This is a genomic window from Amycolatopsis ultiminotia (genome assembly GCF_039536925.1).
Classification (GTDB): Bacteria; Actinomycetota; Actinomycetes; order Mycobacteriales; family Pseudonocardiaceae; genus Amycolatopsis; species Amycolatopsis ultiminotia.
On sequence record NZ_BAAAZN010000028.1, the window covers coordinates 1 to 23,982 of the forward strand.

Consider the following 23,982-nt stretch of genomic DNA (forward strand, 5'->3'; position numbering starts at 1 on the left):
TGTTCACCCTCGGCATCGGCATGACCTGGGTCGTACCCCAGGTCGTCACCGCGGTCGCCAAAACCGCGTCCAAGATCACCCAGGTCACCACGAAACTGGTCAAAGCACTCAAAGCACTCGTGCCGCTGCTGAAAAAAGCCGGCACCCTCTTCGACGACGCCGGCAAAGCCCTCAAGAACATCAAGGGCGGCAAAGTCACCCCCTCCGGCAAACCCAAAGACCTCAAACCCACAACCCCCGAACCCAAACCGAAAAGCACGGACGACGGGGTCACCCCGTCCGGCGACCACACCAGCCCTTCCGGCGACCACACCGGTCCCTCCGGTGACCACAGCCCCTCCGGGGACAACGGCAAAACCGGTGGTGACAAAGGCAATCAGGGCGGGGACGGCAGCACCAACGCGGCCGGCGAGCACGGCGGCTCCGGGGGCGACCGGGGCGCAGGCGGGAACAACGGCACCCCGCCACCCGGCCGCGGCGAGACCCCGCCCGAAAGGCACTCCAGCTCCGACGAACTGAACCTCTGCGGTGACCCGATCGACATCGCCACCGGCGAGGTCGTGATGGTGCAGGACGATCTGTCGCTTGCCGGGCCGCTGCCGATCCGGATCCGCCGCACGCACCTGTCGACCTACCGCGCGGGCACCGGGTTCGGCCGGTCCTGGGCCTCGACCGCAGACCTGCGGCTGGAGGCCACTGCCGAGCACGTCCGCTTCTTCTCCGACGACGGCACGGTCCTGGTGTACCCGCGGCCCGAACCGGGACGTCCGGTGGACCCGCTGGCCGGGCCCTCGCGAGCGCTGATGGTCGACGAGACGGGCGAATACCGGTTGGTGACCTGGGATTCCGGGATCACGCTGCGCTTCGCGCCGGTCGAGGGCGCCCCGGCGGGAGTGCTGCCGCTGACCGCGTTCGAGTCCGGGTTCGACGAGGACGGGCCACGGATCGAGGTGGACCACGACGCGGACGGCGCGGGGGTGCGCTGGCGGCATTCCGACGGCCGGGTCCTCGAGATCGACCGCGACCACGGCCGGGTGCGTGCGCTGCGGATGACCGATCCGCAGCAGGGCCGGCAGGTGCTCGTGCTGCGCTACGGCTACGACGACGCGGGCAACCTCGCCGAGGTGACCAACTCCTCCGGCCGGGCACTGCGATTCGACTACGACCGGGACAGCCGCATGACGGGCTGGCAGGACCGCAACGGGATCTGGTACCGCTACGTCTACGACGCGGCCGGGCGCTGCGTGCGCACCGTCGGCGACCGCGGATTCCTCGACTGCGCCTTCGAATACCAGCCGAACCGCACCCGCTACACCGATTCTCTCGGCCATGTCACGGTGTTCGAGCTCGACGCCGCGAACCACGTGATCCGTGAGACGGATCCGCTCGGCTCGGTCACCTCCTTTGCCTGGGACGAGCGGGACCGGATGCGGTCGAAGACCGATCCGCTCGGCCGGACCACGAGCTTCACCTACAGCGCCGAAGGCGAGATCTCGAAGGTCACCCGGCCGGACGGCAGCGTGGTCCTGGTGAACCGGGACGAGAGCGGTGCGGTCACCGGGCTGGTTGCCGACGAGGGCGGCCACCCCCGTGTGCGGTCCTATCCGGACGGTCTCGGCCCGGATCCCCGCAACGATCCGGTCGGGGTGTCCGCGCCAGTCACCATCGGCACCGGCGCGGAACCCGACGAGCCGCCTGCCGCCGACCGCGACCTGTTCGGCAGGCCGCGCTCGGTCCCGCACGGCAGGGGACGCGCCCGGATCGGCTGGACCGTGGAGGGCCTGCGGGCCTGGCGGGTCGGATCGCTGAGCGAACGGCAGAGCTGGCGCTACGACAGCGAGGGCAACGAGATCGAGCACGTCGACCCGGCGGGCCACACGACCCGGCGCGAGTACGGCCCGTTCGACCTGCCGACGGCGGAGATCAATCCGGCGGGCGGGCGGACCGGCTACACCTACGACACCGAACTGCGGCCTGCCGTGGTGACCAATCCGAACGGGCTGACCTGGACCTACGAATACGATCCGGCAGGCCGCCTCGTCCGGCAGACCGATTTCGACGGCCACGCGCACACCTACGCCTACGACGCGGCGGGTCAGCTGGTCCGATCCGTCGATCCGGCAGGGCGGAGCACGGACTACGACTACGACCTGATCGGCAACCTGGTCCGGATCCGGACCGAGGACGTGACGACCGCCTACGCCTACGACACGGTCGGCGAACTCGTCCGCGCCGACGACGGCGAGTCCGTGGTGGAGTTCGAACGGGACGAGAACGGCCGGGTGGTCCGCACCGTCGTCGACGGACAGGAAGTGGTCTTCGAGTACGACACCGCGCAGGCCACCATCAGCAGGCGCACCCCGTCCGGCGCAACCAGTGTGTGGTCCTTCGACAGCGAACAGCGGCCGAGCCTGCTCTCCGCCGCCGGGCACGCGGTCTCCTACACCTACGACACCGAGGGCAGGCCGATCGGCCGCAGCCTCGACCAAGGTGCCCGGCTGCAGCAGCAGTTCGACGCCGACGACCGGATCGTCGGCCAGCTCTTCACCGATGCGACCGGAACTGTGCTGCGGCACCGGGAGTTCGCCCGAGCAGCCGACGGCGACCTGGCCGCGATCCGGGACGCCGCGGGAGGTGAGTCCTTCGAACGCGATGCGGCCGGACGGATCACCACCCACCTCGTCGACGGCGTGCGTGAGGACATCGGGTACGACCAGGCGGGCAACATCGTGCAGTGGGCCACCACGAACGCCGCGTATCCCGAAGCCGGGCCACGCACGTACGAGCGCAACACGGTCACCAGCGCAGGTGCCGTCCGCTACGAGCACGACGCGAGCGGGCGGCGGACGGCCCGGCACGAGAGCGGCCGAACCTGGCGCTACAGCTGGGATGCACGCAACCGCCTGACCGGACTCACCACTCCGGACGGTCGCCGGTGGCGGTACCGCTACGACCCGCTCGGCCGCCGTACGGCGAAGGAACTGCTCGGCGCCGACGACCGGATCCTCGAGCAGGTGCGGTTCGTCTGGGACGGCGACTCGCTGATCGAACAGGCGCACACCGGCCCGGCCGGCGGCACCGTCACCACCTGGGAACGGCGGCCGGACACCGAGGAGCCGGTCACCCAGACCGAGCACGGCGCCGGGCCGCAACGGTTCCGGACCTTCGTGACCGACACCGTCGGCACACCGACCGATCTGCTCGACCCCGCCGGTGCGCCGAGCTGGACCGGCCGCTGGACGCTGTGGGGCGCCCCGCTGCCCGGTACCCCGTTCCCGGACACCCCGTTGCGGTTCCCCGGCCAGTACCTCGACGCGGAAAGCGGACTGCACTACAACCTGCACCGCTACTTCGACCCCGGCACCGCGCGCTATCTCAGCCAGGATCCGCTCGGATTGCCCGCCGGGCCCGATCCGGTCGGCTACCCGCTCGACCCGACCGCAGGCTCGGATCCGCTCGGCCTGATGCAGGTGTGGTGTGACAAGAAGCGCAAATACGTCGACGCCCCCGGCACCACGGGGTCGGGGCACAACGCGGGCAACACCGGCGGCAGCTCGAAACGTCCGCGCAACGAGAACGCCGACCGTGGTGGCCGCACCAAGAACCAAGCGGGCACCACCGAGGAAATCAAGGTCCACTACGACAAGAATTCGACCAACACGCACGAGGGCCCGAACCACGACCCGGACAACAAGACCGTGACCGACGTGTCGAAGCTGAACGAGAACGCGGTCATCCGCAACAAAGTGGACAAGAACGGAAACACCTACGGGGAGAACAACCTCAGCGACGACCTGGTGAACAAGCTGGAGAGCACGCCGAGGAGGAACGCCAAGCCGGGCGAGAACCCGTTCCTGAGCGGCGACGAGAAGTGGATTCGCGGGCACCTCGAGAACGGCAAGATGGGCGGCTACGGTGACGCCGACAACATGATCCCGATGACCAACACCGCGAACATGAACTACAAGCGGCTCGAAAGCAGCCTGCAGAGGTACGCGGATCTGAAGAACCCGCTCGCGGCACGGGACGCCTCCGACGTCGGCATCGACTTCCGGGTCAAACCCAGCTCGGAAATGAAATTCCCGAATTCGCCGAACGATTTCGAACGCGGTATCCGCGATCACATCGAGATCAACACCCAATACACCGGGCTCACCCCCGACGTGGCGAAACGCCTGATGGACAACAAGATGGAGGTGCCACTGCAGGACCTGCCCCCGCTCGGCACCAAGTTCGACACCATCAGCGGCAAATTCACCACCCCGGACGGCAGTGAGTGGGTCAAGAACCCGAAGGGCCTCGATCTCAGCAAGTACCTGTGAATGCCGGTGCGGAGCGCGGTCAGCGGTCCTCGCTCCGCCCGGCGGATGCGGGCGCGCACCGTTCGAGCAGCCTGCTCAGCAGGGGCCGCACCGCCACCCCGAGCAGCCCCACCGCCACCCCGACCGCGAATGCGCCCAGCACGTCGTGCGGGTAGTGCGCGCCGACGTAAACCCGGGAAACCCCGATCAGCACGGCAAAGCTCGCCGCCCACCAGCCCCAGCGGTGGTGCAGGAGGAACAGCGCCGTGGCGAAGGCGGCCGCGAGGACCGTGTGATTGCTGGGGAACGCATAGTCCGTGGGCCCGTCGCAGGGCAGCAGCGGCTGCACCCCGGCGACCACCCGGCAGGGGCGGATTTCGGCGAACAACGATTTGAGCCCGGTGTCCACCGCGAACGCCACAGCCATCGACAACGGCACCCACACCGCGGCAGCCAGTGCGTACGCTCCCCGGCCGCGGGCTCGCCACAGCAACGCGAGAACCACCGGCACCACAAGGAAAACCCCGTACTCGGCGACCGCGATCCCCACTCCGGCCAGCCAGTGCTGCGCCGCCGCGAAATCCGTCACGGCGCGGTAGATCCCGGCGTCGATCATCGGACCCGGCCCCGCCAGGCACGGACGACCTCGATCAGCAGCGGACTGAGCGAAACCAGCACCACCACGGCGATGATCGGCAACAGGTAGGTGTCGATGTCCGGCACCGACGAGCCGAGCCCGTAGCCGGCGAGCGGAACTCCGACCGTCCACAGCAGACCGCCGAGCACCTGCCACCGGACGAACCGCGCGGCAGGCATCCCGGCGATGCCGACCAGCGGGTTCAGCACCGTGCGGAGCACCGGGATGAACCGCGCCAGCACCACCGCCTTGCCCAGTCCGTACCGGGTCAGCAGGGCCGACCCGCGGGCGACCCCCTCGTGCAGGTGCCGGTTGCGGACCCGTGCCAGCAACGCACTGCCGCCACGCTTGCCGAGCAGGTAACCGGTCTGCGCGCCGAGCAGCGCACCCGCGGCCGCGCAGGCGATCACCACCGGCAGCGAGAGACGCACCGCCGTCGACGCGGCCAGCACGCCCGCGGTGAACAGCAGCGAGTCCCCCGGCAGGAAGAACCCGACGAGCAGTCCCGTCTCGGCGAACAGCACCACGAACACACCGATCGGGCCGAACGTCGCCAGCAGCGACTGTGGATCGAGCAGGTTGCCCATCCCCCACCTCCGTAAACTACGTTGCTGTAGAAATTCTACATGAGTGTAGTAGATATCCGGCCGACTACGACAGCCGTGTAGATTCGAGGTATGCGGAAGGAACGGGGCACCCGGCGGGCACCCGGCGAACTGGAAGCCGAAGTGCTGGCGGTGCTGTGGGAGTCCGACGAGCCGGTGTCGGCAGCCGACGTGCAGGAGCGGCTCGGCGGCGGGCTCGCCTACACCACAGTGGTCACCATCCTGTCGCGGCTGTACGAGAAAGGCGTCGCCAGCCGGGAGAAGCAGGGCCGCTCGTTCACCTACCGCGCGGTGGACGACGAGCCCGGCCTGGCCGCGCGCCGGATGACCAAGGTGCTCGACGACGAACCGGATCGCTCCAGCGTGCTCGCGCGGTTCGTGTCCAACCTCTCCGCCTCCGACGAGCGCGTGCTACGCGATCTGCTGGGCGAGGACGGCCTGCGGTGAGCCCGGACCTGCTCGCGCCGCTTCTGCTGCCACTGGCCGCGTTGCCGGTGGCGCGCTGGGTCGCGCCACGGCTGCCGCCACGGCTGGGCAGCTGGCTGCTCACCGGTTGCACACTGGTACTGGCGGCCGGCAGCACGATGACACTCGCCGTCCTCGCCGCAGCCGGGCTCGCCCAGCTGCCCGCGGCCGGGAAGCTGGGCGACTTCTCGACAGCCGCCTTCCACGGAGCCGATGTGGTAGACCTTCCGGTGGCCAGCACCTGCGGCGCGGCGCTGCTCGTCGCCGTGATCGCCTTGCTGCGCACCGGGATCCGGTATGTGCGGTGGTATCGGGCAGTGCACACCGAGCTGAACGCGCACACCCGTGACGCCGGCGTGGTACTGCTGCCCGGCGAGGAACCGGTGGCGTTCGCGGTGCCCGGCCACGGCGGGCGGATAGCGGTGTCGAGCGGGATGCTCGGTGCTCTGACCGCATCGGAACGCCGTGCCCTGCTGGCACACGAACGAGCGCACCTCCGTTTGCGGCACCACCTTTTCGCGGGTGTCGTCACGATCTCGGCCGCACTCAACCCGCTGCTGCGCCCGCTCGGTACGGCGGCCCGTTTCGCGTTGGAACGTTGGGCCGACGAAGCCGCGGCCGAGCGGGTCGGAGACCGCAAACTCGTCGCCACCGCGGTGGCGAAGGCCGCGCTGGCGGCCACGCACCGGCCGTCGCCTGCACTCGCCGCGACCGGTGGGCCCGTCCCGCAGCGAGTGCGCGCCCTGCTTTCCGTGCCGGCACCGGGTTCCCGCCGGCGACCACTGATCACGTTCGCGGTCGCGGCCGTGTTCGGCGCCTGTGCGTGGTCGGCGGGCAGCGCCCTCGATGCCGCGACCGACCTGCACTCCGGGATCGAAACGGCGCAAGCCGCGGCCTGTGCCGCCGATCTCGTGCCCGGACACGAGATCGCCCGCCCGGAATTCCGCCACCAGCACCGGCAGTGCCCGGAAGACTGAGCGGCCACGCCCGTGCTCCGGCCGAGTCCGCAGACGACCGGCGCTGACCTGGCGGTATGGACCACTTTGCCCGGACTTGCCCGCCCGGCCCGGGACGGACCGGACCGCATCGTTGCCCTTCCGGACCAGGGGGTAACCCGGCCGGGTGAGCCAGCAGCTACCGTGGGCCCTTCGACCACCGGATGACGCGCGCCGGGCCCGGCGCGGCAGGAGGAGGAGCCCCGATGCGTCGCAGCCCGGCCTCCGGCCCGTTACGTGCCGCGCAAGTGGTGCTCGTGGTGGTCTCGCTGCTGGTAGTGGGTGGTACCGGATACGCGTGGTCGACCCTGCACCAGCTGACCGACGGCCTGACCCGCGCGAACGTGATCGGCGCCGGCGACAGTTCCCCGCTGGACGAGCAGAACATCCTCCTCGTCGGGCTCGACACGCGGACCGACGCGCAGGGTAATCCGCTGCCACCGGACGTGCTGAAGCAGCTGCACGCGGGCGGCGCGGACGACGGCGGCGACACCACGGACACGATGATCGTGGTGCACATCCCGGCCGGTGGCGGGAAGGCCACCGCCATTTCCATCCCGCGCGACTCCTACGTGCGCGTCGCGGGGGACTTCGGCAAGCACAAGATCAACTCCGCGTACACCTACGGCCAGACGGACGCGAAGAACAAGCTCGGCGCGGACGGGGTGTCCGGTGCCCAGCTGGAAACCGAAGCGGCACAAGCGGGTGCGCGGACCGCGATCGACACCGTGCAGCAGTTCACCGGGCTGCGGATCACGCACTACGCCGCGGTGAACCTGGCCGGCTTCTACTACGTGAGCCAGGCCGTCGGCGGGGTTCCGGTGTGCCTCACCGAAGCCGTGCACGATCCGTACTCCGGCGCGAACTTCCCGCAGGGCAGCCAGACCGTTTCCGGTGCGCAGGCCCTGCAGTTCGTGCGCCAGCGGCACGGTCTGCCCAACGGCGATCTGGACCGGATCAAGCGGCAGCAGGTGTTCATGGGCAGTATGGCCAAGACCATCCTGTCCGCGGGCACGCTCGCCGATCCGGCCAAACTGGACGATCTCATCGGCGCGGTCAAGAAGGCCGTGGTGGTGGACGCGAACTGGGACATCCTCGGTTTCGCCCAGCAGCTGCACGGGATGAGCGCGGGCAGTATCCACTTCGTCACCGTGCCGGTCGTGAACATCTCGCTGAAGACCCCGAACGACGGGGATGCGGTGCAGGTGGATCCCTCGCAGGTGCAGTCGTTCGTCCGGCAGCAGACCGGAGCCACCGCCGGTTCGCCCTCCTCCGGCCCGCCGTCCTCGCAGTCCGCGTCCGGGGATTCGTCGTTGTCGTCCACTGTGGTCGACGTGCGCAATTCCTCGGGCGCAGACGGACTTGCCGCCAGGGTCGCGGACAAACTCTCCGCAGCCGGGTACGGCAGCGGCACGGTGTCGAACGGGACCTCGCGCAAGACCTCGATCGTCTACTACGGACACGGCCAGCGCAGCACGGCCGGCAAGATCGCGGACACCCTCGGCGGGATGGCGGTCGGCTCGGACAACTCGCTGCCCGAGGACCACTTCAGCGTCTACCTCGGCAAGGACTACCAGGGCGACGACGGAGTCCACCCGGCCGCGGCCATCGCACCCGCCCAGACACCCCCGCCGATCACCGCAGGCGGAGCCACCTGCGTCAACTGAGGCCCGGCAGCTGCCGGAACCCTTGCCACGAGCCGCCACAGCTGCGCCAGACCCCCCGGCAAACGGCCCCAACGGCTTCCTACGGCGCGCAACTGACTACCCAGGCCCGAACCCACCCGCCGCGCCAATTCCGGCTCACAGGGCCAATCCCGCCAGGCCAATCCGCCGGAAAGGCCGGGCACTCCACCCCGCTCGCCTGGCTCCCGTCCCCAATCACACGGTCCGGTCGGCACCGCCGGGCCACGCCGCACCGCTCACCCGACCCCACCCCGATCACAAAGTCCGGTCGGCGCCGGGCCACGCCGCACCGCTCACCCGACCCCACCCCGATCAGACAGTCCGGTCGGCACCGCCGGACCACGCCGCACCGCTGCATTCACTGGTTCCGTCCCCAAGAACGAATCCTGCCGCGGGTTCCGGCCACTCCGCACTGGCCCGCGCACCGGAGCGGTCCCGCCTCCCGTGTGGAGCGCCCGGCCTCCTGCGGTTGTCCGCACCGGCTTCCGCAGCCCGCATCCGCTGCCGAGTCCGGAGACGACGACGGGGGCCGGTCCGCAATGGACCGGCCCCCGTGGGTCATCGGTGGATCAGACGTTGCTCCGGCGGCGACGCACCAGCAGCAGCATCGCGCCACCCGCGATCACCAGTGCGGCACCCACGCCGATCGGGATCGCGGCGTTCACGCCGGTGTTCGCCAGCGGCGTCTGGCCACCCGCGGCGGGGGCGGGGCTGGACGGCGCCGGCGTGCTCGGGGCCGGGGCGGCCTCGGTCCAGGTGCCGGTCGCGGCGGCCTCGACGGAGGTCTTCTGCGACTGCGCGACGATCAGCGACTGGGCCGGGTGCTTGGCGTAGTCCTTGGCCACGAACAGCCTGCCGGTCTCGACGTGCCCGGCCGCCTTGATCGCGAGGTCGGCAGTGCCGGGTTTGGCGTCCTCGGCAACGTCGAGGTAGAGCTTGCTGCCGTCCTTGACGTCGGCGGTCTTGACCTCGTTGCCCTCGGCGTCGACGAGCTTGACGCCCTCGGGCAGCTTGCTGGTCAGATCGGTGATCTCACCGGTGGTGGAGACGGTGAACGGGCCGATCTTCCCGCCGGCCGCACCGTCGGCCTTGGCCGGGCTGATGGTCAGCGCCGGCTTCGGCTGCTCGCCGATGCCGGTGTTGTCCGAGCCGGTCAGGTAGTCGTAGGCGGCGAGCACGTCCGCAGCGTCCTCGGCCGGGGCGTTGCTCGCGAGCGGCTTGTCGCGGTCGAGGTCCTTGCCGTCGCTGTAGTGCCAGACCGCGGCCTGCGTCGCGGTGATCGCCTCGATCGTGGAGAGCCCGCCGTGCAGCTGCGCACCCTTGCCGGTCACCGTCTTGGCCAGGGCGTCCGCGGCGGTCGCCGGGTAGCCGTGCTGCAGCACCCAGTTGATCTTGTCGTTGTTCTTGCGGAACGGCGACTTCGCGTCCGGGTAGTCGTCCCACGAGTGCTCGACCATGTCCTCGCCGGTACGCGTGCTGACCTCGATCTGCACGCAGTACATCTTGAGGAGGCTGCCGTCGGCGAGCTTGAGGTTGAACAACACCGTCCCGGTCGGCTCGGAACCGCCGAGGTTGACCGTGTACCCGGACTTCCCACCCTGCACCACGGTGCCGGTGGCCGCGCCGTTCTGGGCCTGCGCACCGGTGTCCGCACCGGCGGCGGGTGCGGCCACCATCAGTGCGGCGGCCGCGGACACCGCCGCGATCCCGCCTCGCACCAAAACCGACCTGCTGTGCATGCTCTCTCCCATCGAGTCCCGAACTTCGAACAAAGGACCGCGTGAGACCACAGCTCCCCGATCACAACGGTCACAAATTCGGGTGAAAGATCCACCCAGTCAAGCGAGGCAGGAGCATACACACACCTCACATGGCCACTATGGGTGGTCCCCCGTGTGCACTTCCGTACTGCGTTCGGGGGAAATTCGGGTGATGCCCGATATGCCAGCTTTGTCCGTTTGATCGCGCCTCAGCCCGCCACCAGATCGCGCACGAAGCTCGCCACCGCGGCCACCAGGCTCCCCGCCCCGATCGCCGCACCCAGTACCTCGAGACCCCGGCCACGGGCACGCTCGGCGACCGCCGCGCCACCGCTGTCCGGCGGCGCCGAATAGCCCGCCTGCGGATGATTCCTCCGCCAGATGAGGCCCGGCAGAATCCGCCCCGGCGGCCGGCAGATTTCCGGGACAGTCCATTTGTCTCCGACGTGGAAATTGCAGGTACCCAGAAACCCGCGTACCCGCCACCGGCAAGGCAGGCCCTTTTGCGTCTCGACCCGGCACCGGGACAGGCGCACGGTCATCAGGTAGAAAACCCAAAGGGCCGTGCAAACCGCGAAGGGCAACCAGGTTTGCCGAGCCGCCAGCACAACACACACCGTGAAAAGGACGAGCCCCCAGTGCTGAAAACCGACAGCCCGCGAACGATTGCGCGACATTGCGTACCTCCCCTGTTACGCATGCCGCCAAGAATAAGGAGCCGCCAGGAAACGTCGAACTACGCAGCCGGCGCTTCGCTCGAATGCTTTCGAGCACAACGCGATCAGCCGAATACGCGGACACTCGCGGTAGCCGGGCCCGGCTACCGCCACTCACCGGCCCATCGGCACCACCACTCAGCGGACCAGGTTCTCCAGCTCCACGCCACTGGCGAAACGGCTGAGCTGCCGTTCGGTGAGCCGCTTCGCCCGCGGGTAGAACGAGTCCGAGCCACCGGCGATGTGCGGGGTGATGATCGCACCGTCCAGCGTCCACAGTGGATGGTCCGGCGGCAGTGGTTCCGGGTCGGTCACGTCGAGTGCCGCGCGCAGCCGTCCGGCGGCCACTTCCGCGGTCAGTGCGGCGGTGTCCACGGCGGTGCCCCGGCCCACGTTCACCACCAGCGCGGAATCGGGCAGCGCGGCCAGTTCGGCGGCGCCGAGCAGACCGCGGGTCTGCGGCGTGTCCGGCAGGACGAGCACCACGATGTCGGCAGCAGGCAGCAGTTCGGGCAGTTCGGCGATCCCGTGCACCCCGGGCCTTGCGGTGCCGGCGACCGGGATGACCTCCGCCTCGCCGGCCAGCAGGTACCGCTCGATCGCACGGCCGATCGAACCGTAACCGAGCAGCAGCACCCGGCTGTCGGCCAGTGAAGGCGTGTGCACCCGGTCCCAGGCCCCGATCCGCTGCTGGGTGAACCAGCGCGGGAACAGCCGTTGCGAGGCCAGCAGCAGCGCGAGCGTGTGCTCGGCGACGCTGAGGTCGTGCAGACCGCGCCCGCTGGCCAGCCGCACACCGTCCGGCAGCAGCGGGAGCAGGTGGTCGTAACCGGCGGACAGCGTCTGCACCGCGCGCAACGACGGAAGCCGCGGGAAGAGCTTCAGCGGCTCCGCACCCGCGTCGTAGGGCAGCACGTAGAACTCGACCTCGGCCAGACCGTCCGGCGGCGCGCCACGGCCGTCCCAGACCACCGCGCCCAGTTCGGCGGGAACGGACAGATCCGGCCATGGCACCAGAGCACGGGCAGTCATGCGCACCTCTCCTTCGTCCTCGCAGCCGCCGGGCAGACGCCCGCCGCCACCGCCATTGTGCGCGGCGTCAGGAACCGAGCTGCTCGTGGATCCACGGCAGCAGCGAATCGACCCTGGCGGCGGTCTCCAGACCGGGGCTCGGGCAGTCCGGGCCGAAGTTCTCGACCGCGACCAGCACGTCCTTCCCGGAATTCGACACGAAGAAGGGCGAGCCCGAATCGTCGGGACACGGGCTGTTCTCCACGGTCCGCTCGTGCACCGGCTCCAGGTCGAGCACGTACTGGCGCACCGAATGCACCGAGAAGTCCCCGCGTTTGAGGTGGTCGGACTGCACGACGACCTTCGACGACAGCGATCCCCATCCGACGAACGTGGTCCGCTGCCCGACGTGCGGCGCGTCGTCCGGCAGGGCGAGCGGACGGATGTCGGTGACCGGACTGCTCAGCTTTGCCAGTGCGAGGTCGCTGTGCGGCGACTGGCGGGTGTCCACCACCTCCACCACGTGCCCGCGGGAGTCGGCATCGGTGAGCTTCCCGAGCGCCACCTTCATGTGGTAGGAGGGCTTGCCACTGACCCGCTCGCCGTGCGCGTCGTGGAAGCAGTGCCCGGCCGTGACGATCCATTCGGTGGCGACGAGCGCCCCGCTGCAGCCGCCGGTCCGGACCCCGCCGCCCGCCTCGGGGATGTCGGTGGCGGAGAGCTTCGCGCTGAACGGCGTGTCGGACACCGGCAAGGCCGACGAGGATTCCGTCTCCGCCTGCGGTGGCGCGGGGCCGCCGGCACCCGCCGCGGCACCCTTGCCGACGACCGCGGCAGCCGCGACCGACCCTGGCTCCGCCCGCTGCACACCGACGTAGGTCCCGGCGAGCCCTGCGCCGACGACCACGGCTGCCGCCACGGCGCCGAGCCGGAAGCCCGCCCGCTGGGCGGAGAACGTCTTCACACCCACCACGCGACCACGGTAGCGAAGTCGTTCACCCGAAAGGACGACTCGGTCGGGATAGTCTCGCGCCTGGGGTAAGAAACCTGCCTGAATGGTCCCGTAGTTCGGCATCTATCACCCGAATGAGCACCCCGGGTACGGGTTACATGACTGAACGTGTTCGTTTCCGTGCCCGAAGCACCTCGCACACGGCGGGCGATTCGCTCGTCACCGGGCACCGGGAACCTCATGCAGCACACCTCACAAAGCCGCGGCCGCCGCTTCCAGGCGTGCGCGCAGCCACTGGTGGGAGGGGGTGCGGACCTCTCTCGGATGCCAGAACATCGCCAGCGTCAGCTTCGGCGGGTCCGGCACCAGCGGCACCGCGCGCAGGCCGAGTGATGGGCCGATCCGGTCGAAGAGCCGGCGGTGCGCGAGGGTGACCAGCTCGGTACCCGCCACGAAGTGCAGGGCGGCCGGGAAGTCTTCCACGGTGATCGGGGTCTGCCGCCGCAGGACCTGTTCGCCGGGCCCCGGCTCGGGCGCCAGGTAGTGCTCGCCGATGCCGGCCACGCCGATCGCGGGCAGCGCGGCCAGTTCCGCAGCCGTCAGCTCGTCCGGCACCGCGGCGTTGGCCGGGTCGGCGGCCACGACGAGCTCGTCGGTCAGCAGCACCGCATGCGGAAAGTCCAGCAGGCCGGGCAGTGGCAACTGCAGTGGCCACAGCAGCAGGTCGCAACGCCGGGAACGGAGCTGGTCCACCGGATCCGTGCGCTGCGCCCGGATGCTCACCTCCAACCCCGGCGCAGCACGGGTGATCCCGAGCAAGGCGGGCCGCAGCAGGACGCACGACGCGTAGTCGTCGGCCAGGATGGTGAAATGGCGCCGATCGGTCGCCGGGTCGAAGGACAGACCGGAGGTCAGCACCGCGCGTGCCGAGGACAGACTGCGCTGCAGCGGCAGGCGCAACGACTCCGCGAACGGGGTGAGCACGAAACCCCGGCCCTCACGCACGAGCAGCGGATCGTCGAAGTGCCGGCGCAGCCTGGCCAGTGCGGTGCTCATCGTCGGCTGCGCGACGGCGAGGCGTTCTGCGGCTTTGGTCACGTTCCGCTCCAGCAACAGCGCGTTGAGCGGGATCAACAGGTTGAGGTCGATCCTGCTCCATTCGTTCACCGTGGTGCCTCTCCGCTGCCGGTTGATCTTCGGCGACCCTACCCGGTGACCTTCGCACCGCAGGTCGGACGAGGTATCGAAACGACAGATGGAGCGCATCGGCGATCCGGGGCTTCTGCCACGAGACACCGGCTGCCTAGCCTCAGGCCAGTCGCCCGATTCCCCGGTGAGGTGAGCATGGCCAACCCCTTCGACGATCCCGACGGCCGGTTTCTGGTGCTGGCCAACGATCTCGGCCGGCTTTCGCTCTGGCCCGCGTTCGCCGGGATCCCGCCCGGCTGGACGCCGGTGTTCGGCGAGGACAGCCGGGAGGCCTGCCTGTCCCACCTCGACCCCTGAACCCGCGGGAGATTTCTGTGCTGCCCCCGACCGAGACCACGTCACTGATGCTCACCCACGCGCAGCGCGACCTCTGGCACATGCCCGCACGAGACACCCGGGTCGTGGCGCAGTACCTGGAGATCACCGGCCCGTTCGACCTCGCCCGGTTCGAGATCTCCTTGCGGCGTCTGGTATCCGAGGCCGAATGCCTGCGCGTGCGGTTCACCGGGGAGTCCGGCCGGGTACGTCAGCAGCTGCTGTCCACGGTGCACTGCCCGCTGACCGTCGTCGATCTGCGTGCCCATCCGGAGACCGCCGTCGAACACGTCGCCGGGATACTGGAACGTCCGTTCGACCCCGCCGTCGCGCCGTTGTTCGGCTACACCGTGCTGCGGCTGGCCGACAACCGGCACTGGTGGGTGCAGTGCTACCACCCGCTCGTCGCGGACGAGTACACCGTGGCGATGCTGGCCCGCCGCGCCGCGGAGATCCACTACGGCGATGGGCCGAGCCCGTTTCTCCCGCTGAGCAGGCTGGTCGAAGAAGACGCGCACTACGGGTATTCCCCGCAGAGCTGCCGCGATCGCCGGTTCTGGGCCGAGTACACCGCAGGCTGGCCGGAACCGGCCGGTCTTTCCACCACGCCACCGGCACCGGCATCGGCACCGGCGCGACGACCGCTGCGGCAGACGGCGGTGCTGCCCCGGCGAATCGCGGACGAGACGGCCGGGACCGTCGCCGCGTTCGCCGGTTTCCTGTTCCGGATGACCGGACTGTCCGATCAGGTACTGGGTCTCCAGGTCACCGCCCGGCGCACCGCGGCCGCGAAAGCCACCCCCGGCAGATCGGCGATCACCGTGCCGCTGCGGCTGCAGCTGGACCGGCGGATGACCGTGCCGGAGCTGGTCACGCACGTTTCGGACCGGATGAACAGCGTGCTCGCGCACCACAACCACCGGACGCCGCCGGACCGGCTGTTCCACACCAGCCTGAGCGTGCTGCCCGAGCCCGGCGAATCCGCGCTCGGCACCGCGCATCACCGGTACGGCTGCGCGACCGGCGAGCTGTCCCTCACTGTTGCCGGTCCGGAAATCACCCTCGAGGCAAACCCGCTCCGCTACACCGAAGACGATCTGTCGGACCTGAACCTGCGGCTGCAGCGGTACCTGGCCGGTTACACCGCACTCGGCGGACGGCCGATCCAGCACGCCGACGTGCTCACCCCTGCCGAGCGGCACCGGCTGCTCGTGGGCTGGAATCCCGGCCACCACGAGGATCCCACCGGCACGCTGGCGGATGCCTTCGCGTTGCGGGCCGCCGAACACGCCGACCGGGTCGCGGTGACCGGTGAGGACGGCGACCTGACCTACCGTGAACTGGCCGCACGGGCGAACCGGCTGGCCAGGGTCCTGATCTCCCGCGGCATCGGCCCGGGTCAGGTGGTCGGCCTCGCGCTCTCCCGTCCCACCGAGACGATCACCGCGATGCTGGCGGCGATCTTGGCAGGAGCGGCGTACCGGCCGTCCGTCACCGGCGAAGACGACGCGTCCACCTGCGTCGTCCTGACGAGTTCGGACACCTCGTGGACCGACCTCGAAACGGCCGCCGACGCACCGGTCCTCGATGCGGAACGCACCCGTCCACTCACCGCGGCCGCACCCGCCTGCGTGCACCCGGGCGGCGCACTCGTCGCACACCGCAACGTGCTGCACCTGTTCGCCGCAACCGCTTCGACATACGAGTTCCGCGCGGACGACGTCTGGATCACGGCAGGTTTCCCGCTGTGGGAGACCTGGGGTTCCCTGCTGCACGGCGCTCGGCTGGTGCTCGCCTCGCGTGGCGACTTCTTCCGCCGTGCCGCGCAGGAGGGCGTCACCGTGCTGAGCGGACTGCCCGAGAAAACGCACCCGGCGCTGCGAGTGGTCACTGTGGACGGTCCGACGCTGGATCCGGTCCGGCTGGCCGGGTGGTACGACCGGCATCCCGAAGATTGCCCCCTGCTGGTGAGCCGGTACGGCAGCGCCGAAACGACCGGGCACGCCACCCAGCTCGCACTGACCCGCGAAGACTGCACGAGCGGCGACGGCAGCCCGATCGGCCGCGGCATCGGTGACCTCCGCGTCTACCTGCTGGACGACGCACTGGAGCCGGCCCCGCCGGGGCGGGCCGGGGAGATGTACCTGGCCGGCCCCGGCGTGGCCGACGGTTACCTCGACCAGCCCGCCCGCAGCGCGTCCCGGTTCGTCGCATGCCCGTTCGGCGAACCCGGCGAACACATGTACCGCAGCGGCGACCTGGCCCGCTGGACCGCCGACGGCTGCCTGCGCTACCTCGGCCCGGCGGTTTCCCGGTAGATCGCGGCCCCGGCGCGGCGGCTTCCCGGCAAACCGCTGCCAGGTCCGGCTTTCGCGGCCACCCCGGCACGTCTACCGGACGAACTCGGCGAACATGCCGGGCTGGTAGGAGCCCGCCGGTGTCCGCACGATCACGTTCATCCGGTTGGCCGCGTTGATCAACGCGACCAGTGCGATGAGCGCGGCCAGCTGGTCGTCGTCGTAGTGCTCGCGCACCCTGGACCAGGTCTCGTCGGACACACCGTGGTGGTGATCGGCGAGCCGGGTGCCTTCCTCGGTGAACGCCAGCGCGGCCCGTTCGGCCTCGGTGAACACGGTCGCCTCACGCCAGGCCGCGACCAGGTGGAGCCGTTGCCGGCTCTCGCCCGCGGCGGTGGCGTCCTTGGTGTGCATGTCGGTGCAGAAGCCGCAGCCGTTGATCTGGCTGGCGCGCAACGAAACCAGTTCGCGGGTGGCCTTCGGCAGCGGCGACTGTTCGAGCACCAGCGCGGCGCTCGCGAACCGCTTGCCGAACTTGCCTGCGAGTTCGTTGTCGAGCAGGTTGAACCGAACGTCCATGATCTCGTCCTCATCGCTCGTGTGCAGTGGACGAACACCAGATACCGGCGGCGCGGTCGGTGTGACAACGAGCGGGTGTGCGCAACGCTACTGTCACAATCCGGCGGGTACCGGCATCTGGGGAAGGACACCGCCGGAAACGAACAGGAGCCGCGCATGGCCACCCCACCGGACGAACATCCCGCCACCGAGGCGTTCCTCGCGCACCGCAACCTGCTGTTCACCGTCGCCTACGAGATACTCGGCTCTGCGGTGGACGCCGAGGACGTGCTGCAGGAAACCTGGCTGCGGTGGGTCGGCGTGGACCTCGCCGCGGTGCGGGACCAGCGGGCCTACCTCGTGCAGATCACCACCCGCCAGGCACTCGGACGGCTGCGCACGCTCGGCAGGCGCAAGGAGTCCTACGTCGGCCCCTGGCTGCCCGAACCGTTGCTGACCGCGCCCGACGTGGCCGAGGACGTCGAGCTGGCCGACAGCATCTCGATGGCGATGCTGCTGGTGCTGGAGACACTCGCACCGACCGAGCGCGCGGTGTTCGTGCTGCGTGAGGTGTTCGACCTCGGTTACGACGAAATCGCCGACGCCGTCGGCAAAACCCCGGCCGCGGTCCGGCAGATCGCACACCGGGCGCGGGTGCACGTGGCCGAACGGCGGCCACGCGGCGCCGTCTCCGCGGCCGAGACCCGCGACGCGCTCGCAGCGTTCCAGCGGGCCACCGAAACGGGCGATCTGCAGTGCCTGGTGGACCTGCTCGCCCCGGACGTGGTGTTCCTCGGCGACGGCGGCGGAGTCAAGCAGGCCGTGCCCCGCCCGATCATCGGCGCCGAGCGGGTGTCGCGAGTGCTGGCCGCCGGTCTCCGGCGGATCTCCGAGGGCGCACTGCAGCCGACCCAGATCAACGGCCATCCGGCCCTGCTGCTGCGCTTCGACGACGAAATCGACACCGTACTGGCCCTGCGCTTCGACGACGGCCTCATCAGCGGTCTGTACGCGGTGCGGAATCCGGCGAAACTGTCGCATCTGGACCAGGAGACCTCGCTGCGCCGCACCGGTCCGGCGAGCTAGCGCGGGCGGCTACCCGGCGTCGCCGTCCGCCTACGGCCGGTCGGAAAAACCGCTGGTCAGCATGCCGATCCTGAGGTGAACCGGCGAAATTGTCGGGGTGCCCGGCTACCGTGGGTGCACCATCCGAAGGAGGTGCGCGATGCGGGAGGCAGTGCTCGAGGCGGCGAGGTTCCTCGCCGGCGGCCGCACGCTGGCGCTGACCCTGGACGACGTGGCCGACCACGTCGGGTACAGCCCGTTCCACCTGGCGCGCGCGTTCGAGCGGCAGATCGGCATGCCGCCCGGGAAGTTCCTTGCCGCGCAACGGTTCCAGCTGGCCAAGCAGTTGCTGCTGGACACCGGCGAGAAGGTCGTGGACGTGTGCAACGAGGTGGGGTTCTGCGCACCGGGCACGTTCACCACCCGCTTCACCGCGACCGTCGGGATGAGCCCGCAGCGGTTCCGGCAGCTGCCCGATCTGCTGGATGCGCACCCGCCACGGCCGGTCCGGGTACCGGGAACCGCAGGAGCGGCGGGTGGTGTGGTCACCGGCCGGGCGTGGCTGAGCCCGGATGCGGTCACCGCGCTCGGCGGTACCCCCGCGGTCTACGTCGGATTGTTTCCCCAGCGGGCGGCCCGCGGCATCCCGGTCAGCGGCTCGCTGCTCGACGAGCGGCGGGAGTTCGTGCTCACCGGGGTGCCACCCGGTGGTTACCGGCTGCTGGCCTGCGCGCTGCCCGCCGGGGCCGGCCCGCGCGAGCAGCTGGTCCCGCAGGTGCAGGTGGTCGGCGTGGCCGCGGAACCGGTGCGGATCCGCCGAGGACCGGCCGCACCGCAACGCCGCGACGTGCGGCTGGCGATCGCTCCATTGTGGACCCCGCCGGTGCTGGTGGCGTTGCCCCCGCTCGCCTCGGCAGCGCAAGAACGGAGAAGCACCCGATGACCGGCGCGGATAGGTTTGCCTCGGCAACACCGAGCGCAAGGAGCCGTGATGTCCGGAGTACGGGTACTGGTCGGCACGCGCAAGGGCGCGTTCATCCTGACCTCGGACGGCCGCCGCACGCACTGGCAGGTCGACGGGCCGCATTTCGGCGGCTGGGAGGTCTACCACGTGGCCGGCTCGCCCGCCGATCCCGAGCGGCTCTACGCCTCGCAGTCCACGTCCTGGTTCGGGCAGCTCATCCAGCGTTCGGACGACGGCGGCCGGACCTGGCACCAGGTCGACCACGACTTCACCTACGAGGGTGGCGCCGGCGAGCACCTCTGGTACGACGGCACCCGGAAGCCGTGGGAGTTCACCCGGATCTGGCATCTGGAACCGTCGGCGGCCGATCCGGACACCGTCTACGCGGGTGCGCAGGACGCGGCGCTGTACCGCAGCACCGACGGTGGCCGGAGCTGGCGGGAGCTGACCGGGCTGCGCAAACACACCTCCGGCCCCGGCTGGCAGCCCGGCGCCGGTGGGCTGTGCCTGCACACGATCATCCTGGACCCGCGCAATGCCGCGCGGATCTTCACCGCGATCTCCGCGGCCGGCGCGTTCCGCAGCGACGACCACGGGCAGTCCTGGCAGCCGATCAACCGCGGCCTGCATTCCGACGGCATCCCCGACCCGGACGCGGAGGTCGGGCACTGCGTGCACCGGATCGCCCAGCACCCGTCGCGTCCGGAGGTGTTGTTCATGCAGAAGCACTGGGACGTGATGCGCTCGGACGACGCGGGCGAATCGTGGCGGGAGATCAGCGGCAACCTGCCCAGCGACTTCGGGTTCCCGATCGCAGTGCACCCGCACGAACCGGAGACGATCTACGTGGTGCCCATCCACAGCGATTCGGAGCACTACCCGCCGGAGGGGAAGCTTCGGGTGTACCGCAGCCGTTGCGGCGGTGGCGAATGGGAGCCGCTCACCACCGGGCTGCCGCAGCGCGACTGCTACGTGAACATCCTGCGGGACGCGATGGCTGTCGACTCGCTCGACGGGGCGGGGGTGTATTTCGGCACCACCGGCGGTCAGGTCTACGTATCGCCCGATTCGGGGGAGCACTGGACGCCGATCGTGCGCGATCTGCCGCCGGTGTACTCGGTGGAGGTCCAGACGTTGCCATGACCGTCGTCGTTCGCGTCAAACTGCCGACGCACCTGCGCAACCTGGCGAAGGTCGGCGGCGAGGTCGAGCTGGCCCTCGGCGATCCGCCCACGCAACGTGCGCTGATCGACGCGCTGGAGCTGCGTTACCCGATGCTGCGCGGCACGGTGCGGGACACCGGTACCGGCAGGCGCCGTGCGTTCGTCCGGTTCTTCGCGTGCGAGACGGACCTGTCCAACTCCTCGCCGGACGATCCGCTGCCTGCCCCGGTGACCGCGGGGACCGAACCGTTCCTGATCATCGGGGCGATGGCAGGCGGTTAGGTCACCGGTGGCAGGTCGCACCCCGGATCGGCTGGGGCGCACTGCGGTAGACGCTCCGGCTGTCGGTCGCCTGCACCTCGAAGCAGTAGCGGCGCAGCGGATCGACCGGGACGGTCAGGCTGTGCTGCCGCTGCGCGAGCACAGTCCGGTTCGGCTCCCCTTCCGGAGCGACGATCACCGCGAAGTCGACCGTGCCGGAACTGGCCGTCCAGGTGAGCGTGACCTGGTTGCCGTGATCAGCGGGCGCGTCGAGCCGAACGTCGACCGCAGACTCCCCGGCACCGGCCGTCGGCGCAGGAGGAGGCGGCGTCCGAGCAACCGTGCTGAGGTCCTCGGAGCCCCCGGTCAGCAGCATGGCCAGCCCCACCCCGACCACCCCCACCGCAACGAGCCCCCCGACGACGAAGTCCAACCGCACCCGCCCCCGCACCCGCCCACCCGCAGGCACGGGCCGAGACGCCCCCGCCGCACCCGGCACATCTGCAGCGCCCGGCACGTCCGGATACCCACCCAGCACACCCGCGGCGTCTGCCACCCCCGGATACCCACCCGGCGCACCCGCACCATCTGCCACCTGCGGCGAGTCCCGATACCCACCCCGCGCACCCGCGGCGTCTGCCACCTCCGGATACCGGCCCAGCCCACCTTCGCCGTCTGCCACGCCCGGATATCCACCCATGCCACCCACACCATCTGCCACGCCCGGATACCCACCCGGCGCACCGGCACCATCTGCCACCTGCGGCGAGTCCCGATACCCACCCGGCGCACCCGCGGTGTCTGACCGGCCCGGCGCACCTGGCAGACCCGCACCCGAGGTGCCCGGAAATCCTGCCGGGCTTCCGGTAACCGGATACGCTCCCGGCGCACGTGCGGCGTCAGGTACACCCTGTACGTCCGAGGACCCGCCTGGCCGGCCCGCACCGGACGTCCCCGGGAACCCCGCCGCGTCTACCACCGGATCAGGACCGCCCGGTGTGCCCGGCACCGGCCACATCGACCTCCCCGGCCCAGCCGGCAACTCGGCAACCTCCGACGACGGCAGCTCGACCGGAGGTAACTCCGCGAAGTCGTCCTCCGGATATCCCGCTCCCCCGAAGTCGTCGAACGCCCCTTCTCCCGCGGCCTCCGCCGGCACCGGAACGTCCACCTCGCCCAGCGCAGACCCCTCAGCCAGCTCCCCCCGCGACGACGCAGCAACCGACTCGAACCCTTGCGGCACAACCGGATCAGCCGCCCCTCCCGAGGCAGTCGGAGCAGGCACCACCGGATCGACCACACCCGAGTCCGACGAAGCCGCACCAGAAGCACCGCCCCCCAACACACCCGACCCAAACGACCGCGATCCGGCAACACCCGGACCAAGCGGAACCGAATCCGACGAAGCCGAACCGGACGGGACCGCATCAGCGGGACCCGGACCGGCGCGCCGTGTCTCGAAGGCGGCCGGACCGGAGGGTACCGATCCGGAAGCAGTCAAGCCGGATTGGCCGACGTCGGACGGCACCGAACCAGCCACCGCCGAACCGAACACACCCGAACCGGGTACGCCGGACTCAGGTGCCCCGGGCCCCGAGCCGCCCGGCCCAGAAGAAACCGAACCGGACGACACCGGACCGGGCGTGGTTGTGTCGGCCGTGTCGACCGTGCCGGACGAGGCCAGCCCGGACAAGCCAGGACCGGACGGGCCAGGATCGGACAGGGTCGAGCCAGACGAGGCCGGGCCGGAGCTGCGCGCGCCCGGCGTGCCCGAGTCAGACGTGCCAAGACCCGACACGGCGTCGGGCGGGACCGCAGGAGACACACCGGGCTCAGGCGCAACCGGGCTCGACGGAACCGAGCCGGGAGGAAACGCATCCGGCACGACCGGGCCAGCCGTCTCCAGCCCGGACGGCAACGAACTCGCCCGACCTGGCACAGCCGGATCATCCGAATCGGGCCCCGCGGACACCGCACCACGCGAAGCCGACCCCGGCACCGACCCGGAAACACCGGGATCAGGCGAACCCGAACCGGCCGAAGCCCGGTCTCGCGCATCCGACCCCGGGGCGACCGGCCCGTTCGGCACCCGCCCCGATCCACCCAGATCCGAAGCGAGCGACCCAGCCGGCACCCGCCCCGGCGCAGCCGGATCCGGCGAGGCCGAGCCCACCGGAACCGAACCCGGACCAGACCGGACCGGACCGGGCACCTCCTGATCGAACGAAGCCGTCCCCGAAGAACCCGGACCAGACGAACCCGAACCGACCGGAACCGAGTCATGCCCGACCGAGCCAGGCACACCCGGACCAAGGGACGTCGGTCCCGAAGAGACCGGACCAGCCGGAACCGAACCAGCCGGAACCGGACCGGCTGGAATCAGGCCGGCTGGAATCGGGCCAGGCACACCCGAACCGGGCGGAACCGAGCCGGGCACCTCAGCACCCGGCGGGACCAGCCCGGACACACCCGGGTTCGACGAGTCCGGGCCAGCTGCCGCAGAACCGGGCGGCATCAAACCAGGCGGAACCGGGCCGGTCGCATCCAAGCCAGGCACGCCGGAACCAGACACACCCGAACCAGGCGACACCAGCCCAGGCACCCCAGCACCGGGCGGGACCGGGTCGCGTGTACCCGGGTCTGCCGGGATCGGTCCCGCGCCAGGGCCAGGCATGTCCGGGCCAGGAGTCCCCGCACCAGGGGCCCCCGGGCCGGGTGGCACCGGACCAGGCACACCCGCACCGGACGAGAACGAGCCGGGCGGTACCGAACCGGGCACACCGGAACCTGGCGGCACTGGGCCAGGCACGACCGCACCACGTGAGACCGGGCCAGGCGAGACCGGGCCAGCCACACCGGAACCGGACGGGGCCGGGCCGGGCGACACCGGACCAGGCACACCGGAACCTGGCGACACCGAACCGGGAACGACCGGGCCAGGCACACCCGAACCGGACGGAACCGAGCCAGGCGGCGTCGAGGCGGGTGTGCCAGGGCCAGGCACGACCGGGCCAGACACACCC

At 70.5% G+C, this 23,982-nt stretch carries 19 protein-coding genes; 10 read left to right on the forward strand and 9 right to left on the reverse strand.

Translation table 11 applies throughout. The features are described 5' to 3' along the window. Positions 1-4,322: DUF6531 domain-containing protein (locus ABD793_RS39090; protein WP_344868649.1), on the forward strand; the 4,322-nt coding region annotated here is incomplete at its 5' end. Positions 4,323-4,341: 19 nt separating this feature from the next. On the opposite strand, the gene ABD793_RS39095 is transcribed toward ABD793_RS39090, so the two are convergent. Together ABD793_RS39095 and ABD793_RS39100 are read right to left on the reverse strand one after the other, a co-directional pair. Beyond that, on the reverse strand, positions 4,342-4,917 hold the full coding sequence (locus tag ABD793_RS39095) for a phosphatase PAP2 family protein (protein ID WP_344868651.1): 576 nt from the start codon (positions 4,915-4,917) through the stop codon (positions 4,342-4,344). Continuing rightward, on the reverse strand, positions 4,914-5,525 hold the full coding sequence (locus ABD793_RS39100; RefSeq protein ID WP_344868652.1) for a DedA family protein: 612 nt from the start codon (positions 5,523-5,525) through the stop codon (positions 4,914-4,916). Before ABD793_RS39100 ends, ABD793_RS39095 begins: the two co-directional genes overlap by 4 nt. A gap of 90 nt (positions 5,526-5,615) precedes the next feature. Between ABD793_RS39100 and ABD793_RS39105 the strand changes: the two genes are divergently transcribed. From ABD793_RS39105 to ABD793_RS39115, 3 genes are all read left to right on the forward strand, one after another. After that, a complete protein-coding gene (locus tag ABD793_RS39105) occupies positions 5,616-5,990 on the forward strand; it encodes a BlaI/MecI/CopY family transcriptional regulator (RefSeq protein ID WP_344868654.1) in 375 nt (124 codons plus the stop codon). Continuing rightward, the gene (locus ABD793_RS39110; RefSeq protein ID WP_344868655.1) at positions 5,987-6,985 is read left to right on the forward strand and encodes a M56 family metallopeptidase; all 999 of its coding nucleotides are present in this window, start codon (positions 5,987-5,989) and stop codon (positions 6,983-6,985) included. Before ABD793_RS39105 ends, ABD793_RS39110 begins: the two co-directional genes overlap by 4 nt. Positions 6,986-7,209: 224 nt before the next feature. Next, the gene (locus ABD793_RS39115) at positions 7,210-8,670 is read left to right on the forward strand and encodes an LCP family protein (RefSeq protein ID WP_344868656.1); all 1,461 of its coding nucleotides are present in this window, start codon (positions 7,210-7,212) and stop codon (positions 8,668-8,670) included. 587 nt (positions 8,671-9,257) lie between these two features. Here the strand turns inward: ABD793_RS39115 and ABD793_RS39120 are convergent. The 5 genes from ABD793_RS39120 to ABD793_RS39140 all read right to left on the reverse strand — a co-directional run bounded on the left by ABD793_RS39120 (position 9,258) and on the right by ABD793_RS39140 (position 14,294). Beyond that, entirely contained in the window at positions 9,258-10,427 is a 1,170-nt protein-coding gene (locus ABD793_RS39120; RefSeq protein WP_344868657.1) for a thioester domain-containing protein, read from the reverse strand. A gap of 230 nt (positions 10,428-10,657) precedes the next feature. Further along, entirely contained in the window at positions 10,658-11,125 is a 468-nt protein-coding gene (locus tag ABD793_RS39125; RefSeq protein ID WP_344868659.1) for a hypothetical protein, read from the reverse strand. 177 nt (positions 11,126-11,302) lie between these two features. Continuing rightward, positions 11,303-12,196, reverse strand: coding sequence for a 2-hydroxyacid dehydrogenase (locus tag ABD793_RS39130; RefSeq protein ID WP_344868660.1), 894 nt, complete (start codon positions 12,194-12,196; stop codon positions 11,303-11,305). A 67-nt stretch (positions 12,197-12,263) separates the two neighbouring features. Beyond that, on the reverse strand, positions 12,264-13,148 hold the full coding sequence (locus tag ABD793_RS39135; protein WP_344868661.1) for a S1 family peptidase: 885 nt from the start codon (positions 13,146-13,148) through the stop codon (positions 12,264-12,266). Between the two features lie 231 nt (positions 13,149-13,379). Continuing rightward, positions 13,380-14,294 carry a LysR family transcriptional regulator gene (locus ABD793_RS39140; RefSeq protein ID WP_344868662.1) on the reverse strand — a complete coding sequence of 305 codons (915 nt, stop codon included), beginning with the start codon at positions 14,292-14,294 and terminating at the stop codon, positions 13,380-13,382. 177 nt (positions 14,295-14,471) lie between these two features. On the opposite strand from ABD793_RS39140, the gene ABD793_RS39145 reads away from it, so the two are divergent. Next, on the forward strand, positions 14,472-14,633 hold the full coding sequence (locus ABD793_RS39145; protein WP_344868664.1) for an MbtH family protein: 162 nt from the start codon (positions 14,472-14,474) through the stop codon (positions 14,631-14,633). A 17-nt stretch (positions 14,634-14,650) separates the two neighbouring features. Continuing rightward, a complete protein-coding gene (locus ABD793_RS39150; RefSeq protein WP_344868666.1) occupies positions 14,651-16,969 on the forward strand; it encodes an AMP-binding protein in 2,319 nt (772 codons plus the stop codon). A 72-nt stretch (positions 16,970-17,041) separates the two neighbouring features. Here ABD793_RS39150 and ABD793_RS39155 read toward each other — a convergent pair whose 3' ends face one another. Next, positions 17,042-17,527 (reverse strand): carboxymuconolactone decarboxylase family protein, encoded by a 486-nt coding sequence (locus ABD793_RS39155; protein WP_344868668.1) that lies wholly within the window; start codon positions 17,525-17,527, stop codon positions 17,042-17,044. A 156-nt stretch (positions 17,528-17,683) separates the two neighbouring features. Between ABD793_RS39155 and ABD793_RS39160 the strand changes: the two genes are divergently transcribed. The 4 genes from ABD793_RS39160 (at position 17,684) to ABD793_RS39175 (ending at position 20,980) form a co-directional block, all read left to right on the forward strand. Next, the gene (locus tag ABD793_RS39160; RefSeq protein WP_344868669.1) at positions 17,684-18,592 is read left to right on the forward strand and encodes an RNA polymerase sigma-70 factor; all 909 of its coding nucleotides are present in this window, start codon (positions 17,684-17,686) and stop codon (positions 18,590-18,592) included. Positions 18,593-18,731: 139 nt separating this feature from the next. Continuing rightward, the gene (locus tag ABD793_RS39165) at positions 18,732-19,514 is read left to right on the forward strand and encodes a helix-turn-helix domain-containing protein (RefSeq protein WP_344868670.1); all 783 of its coding nucleotides are present in this window, start codon (positions 18,732-18,734) and stop codon (positions 19,512-19,514) included. A 48-nt stretch (positions 19,515-19,562) separates the two neighbouring features. Beyond that, entirely contained in the window at positions 19,563-20,678 is a 1,116-nt protein-coding gene (locus ABD793_RS39170; RefSeq protein WP_344868672.1) for a WD40/YVTN/BNR-like repeat-containing protein, read from the forward strand. Then, a complete protein-coding gene (locus ABD793_RS39175; protein WP_344868674.1) occupies positions 20,675-20,980 on the forward strand; it encodes a MoaD/ThiS family protein in 306 nt (101 codons plus the stop codon). Before ABD793_RS39170 ends, ABD793_RS39175 begins: the two co-directional genes overlap by 4 nt. 1 nt (position 20,981) lies before the next feature. On the opposite strand, the gene ABD793_RS39180 is transcribed toward ABD793_RS39175, so the two are convergent. Continuing rightward, positions 20,982-21,659 carry a hypothetical protein gene (locus ABD793_RS39180; protein ID WP_344868676.1) on the reverse strand — a complete coding sequence of 226 codons (678 nt, stop codon included), beginning with the start codon at positions 21,657-21,659 and terminating at the stop codon, positions 20,982-20,984. Positions 21,660-23,982 lie beyond the last annotated feature (2,323 nt).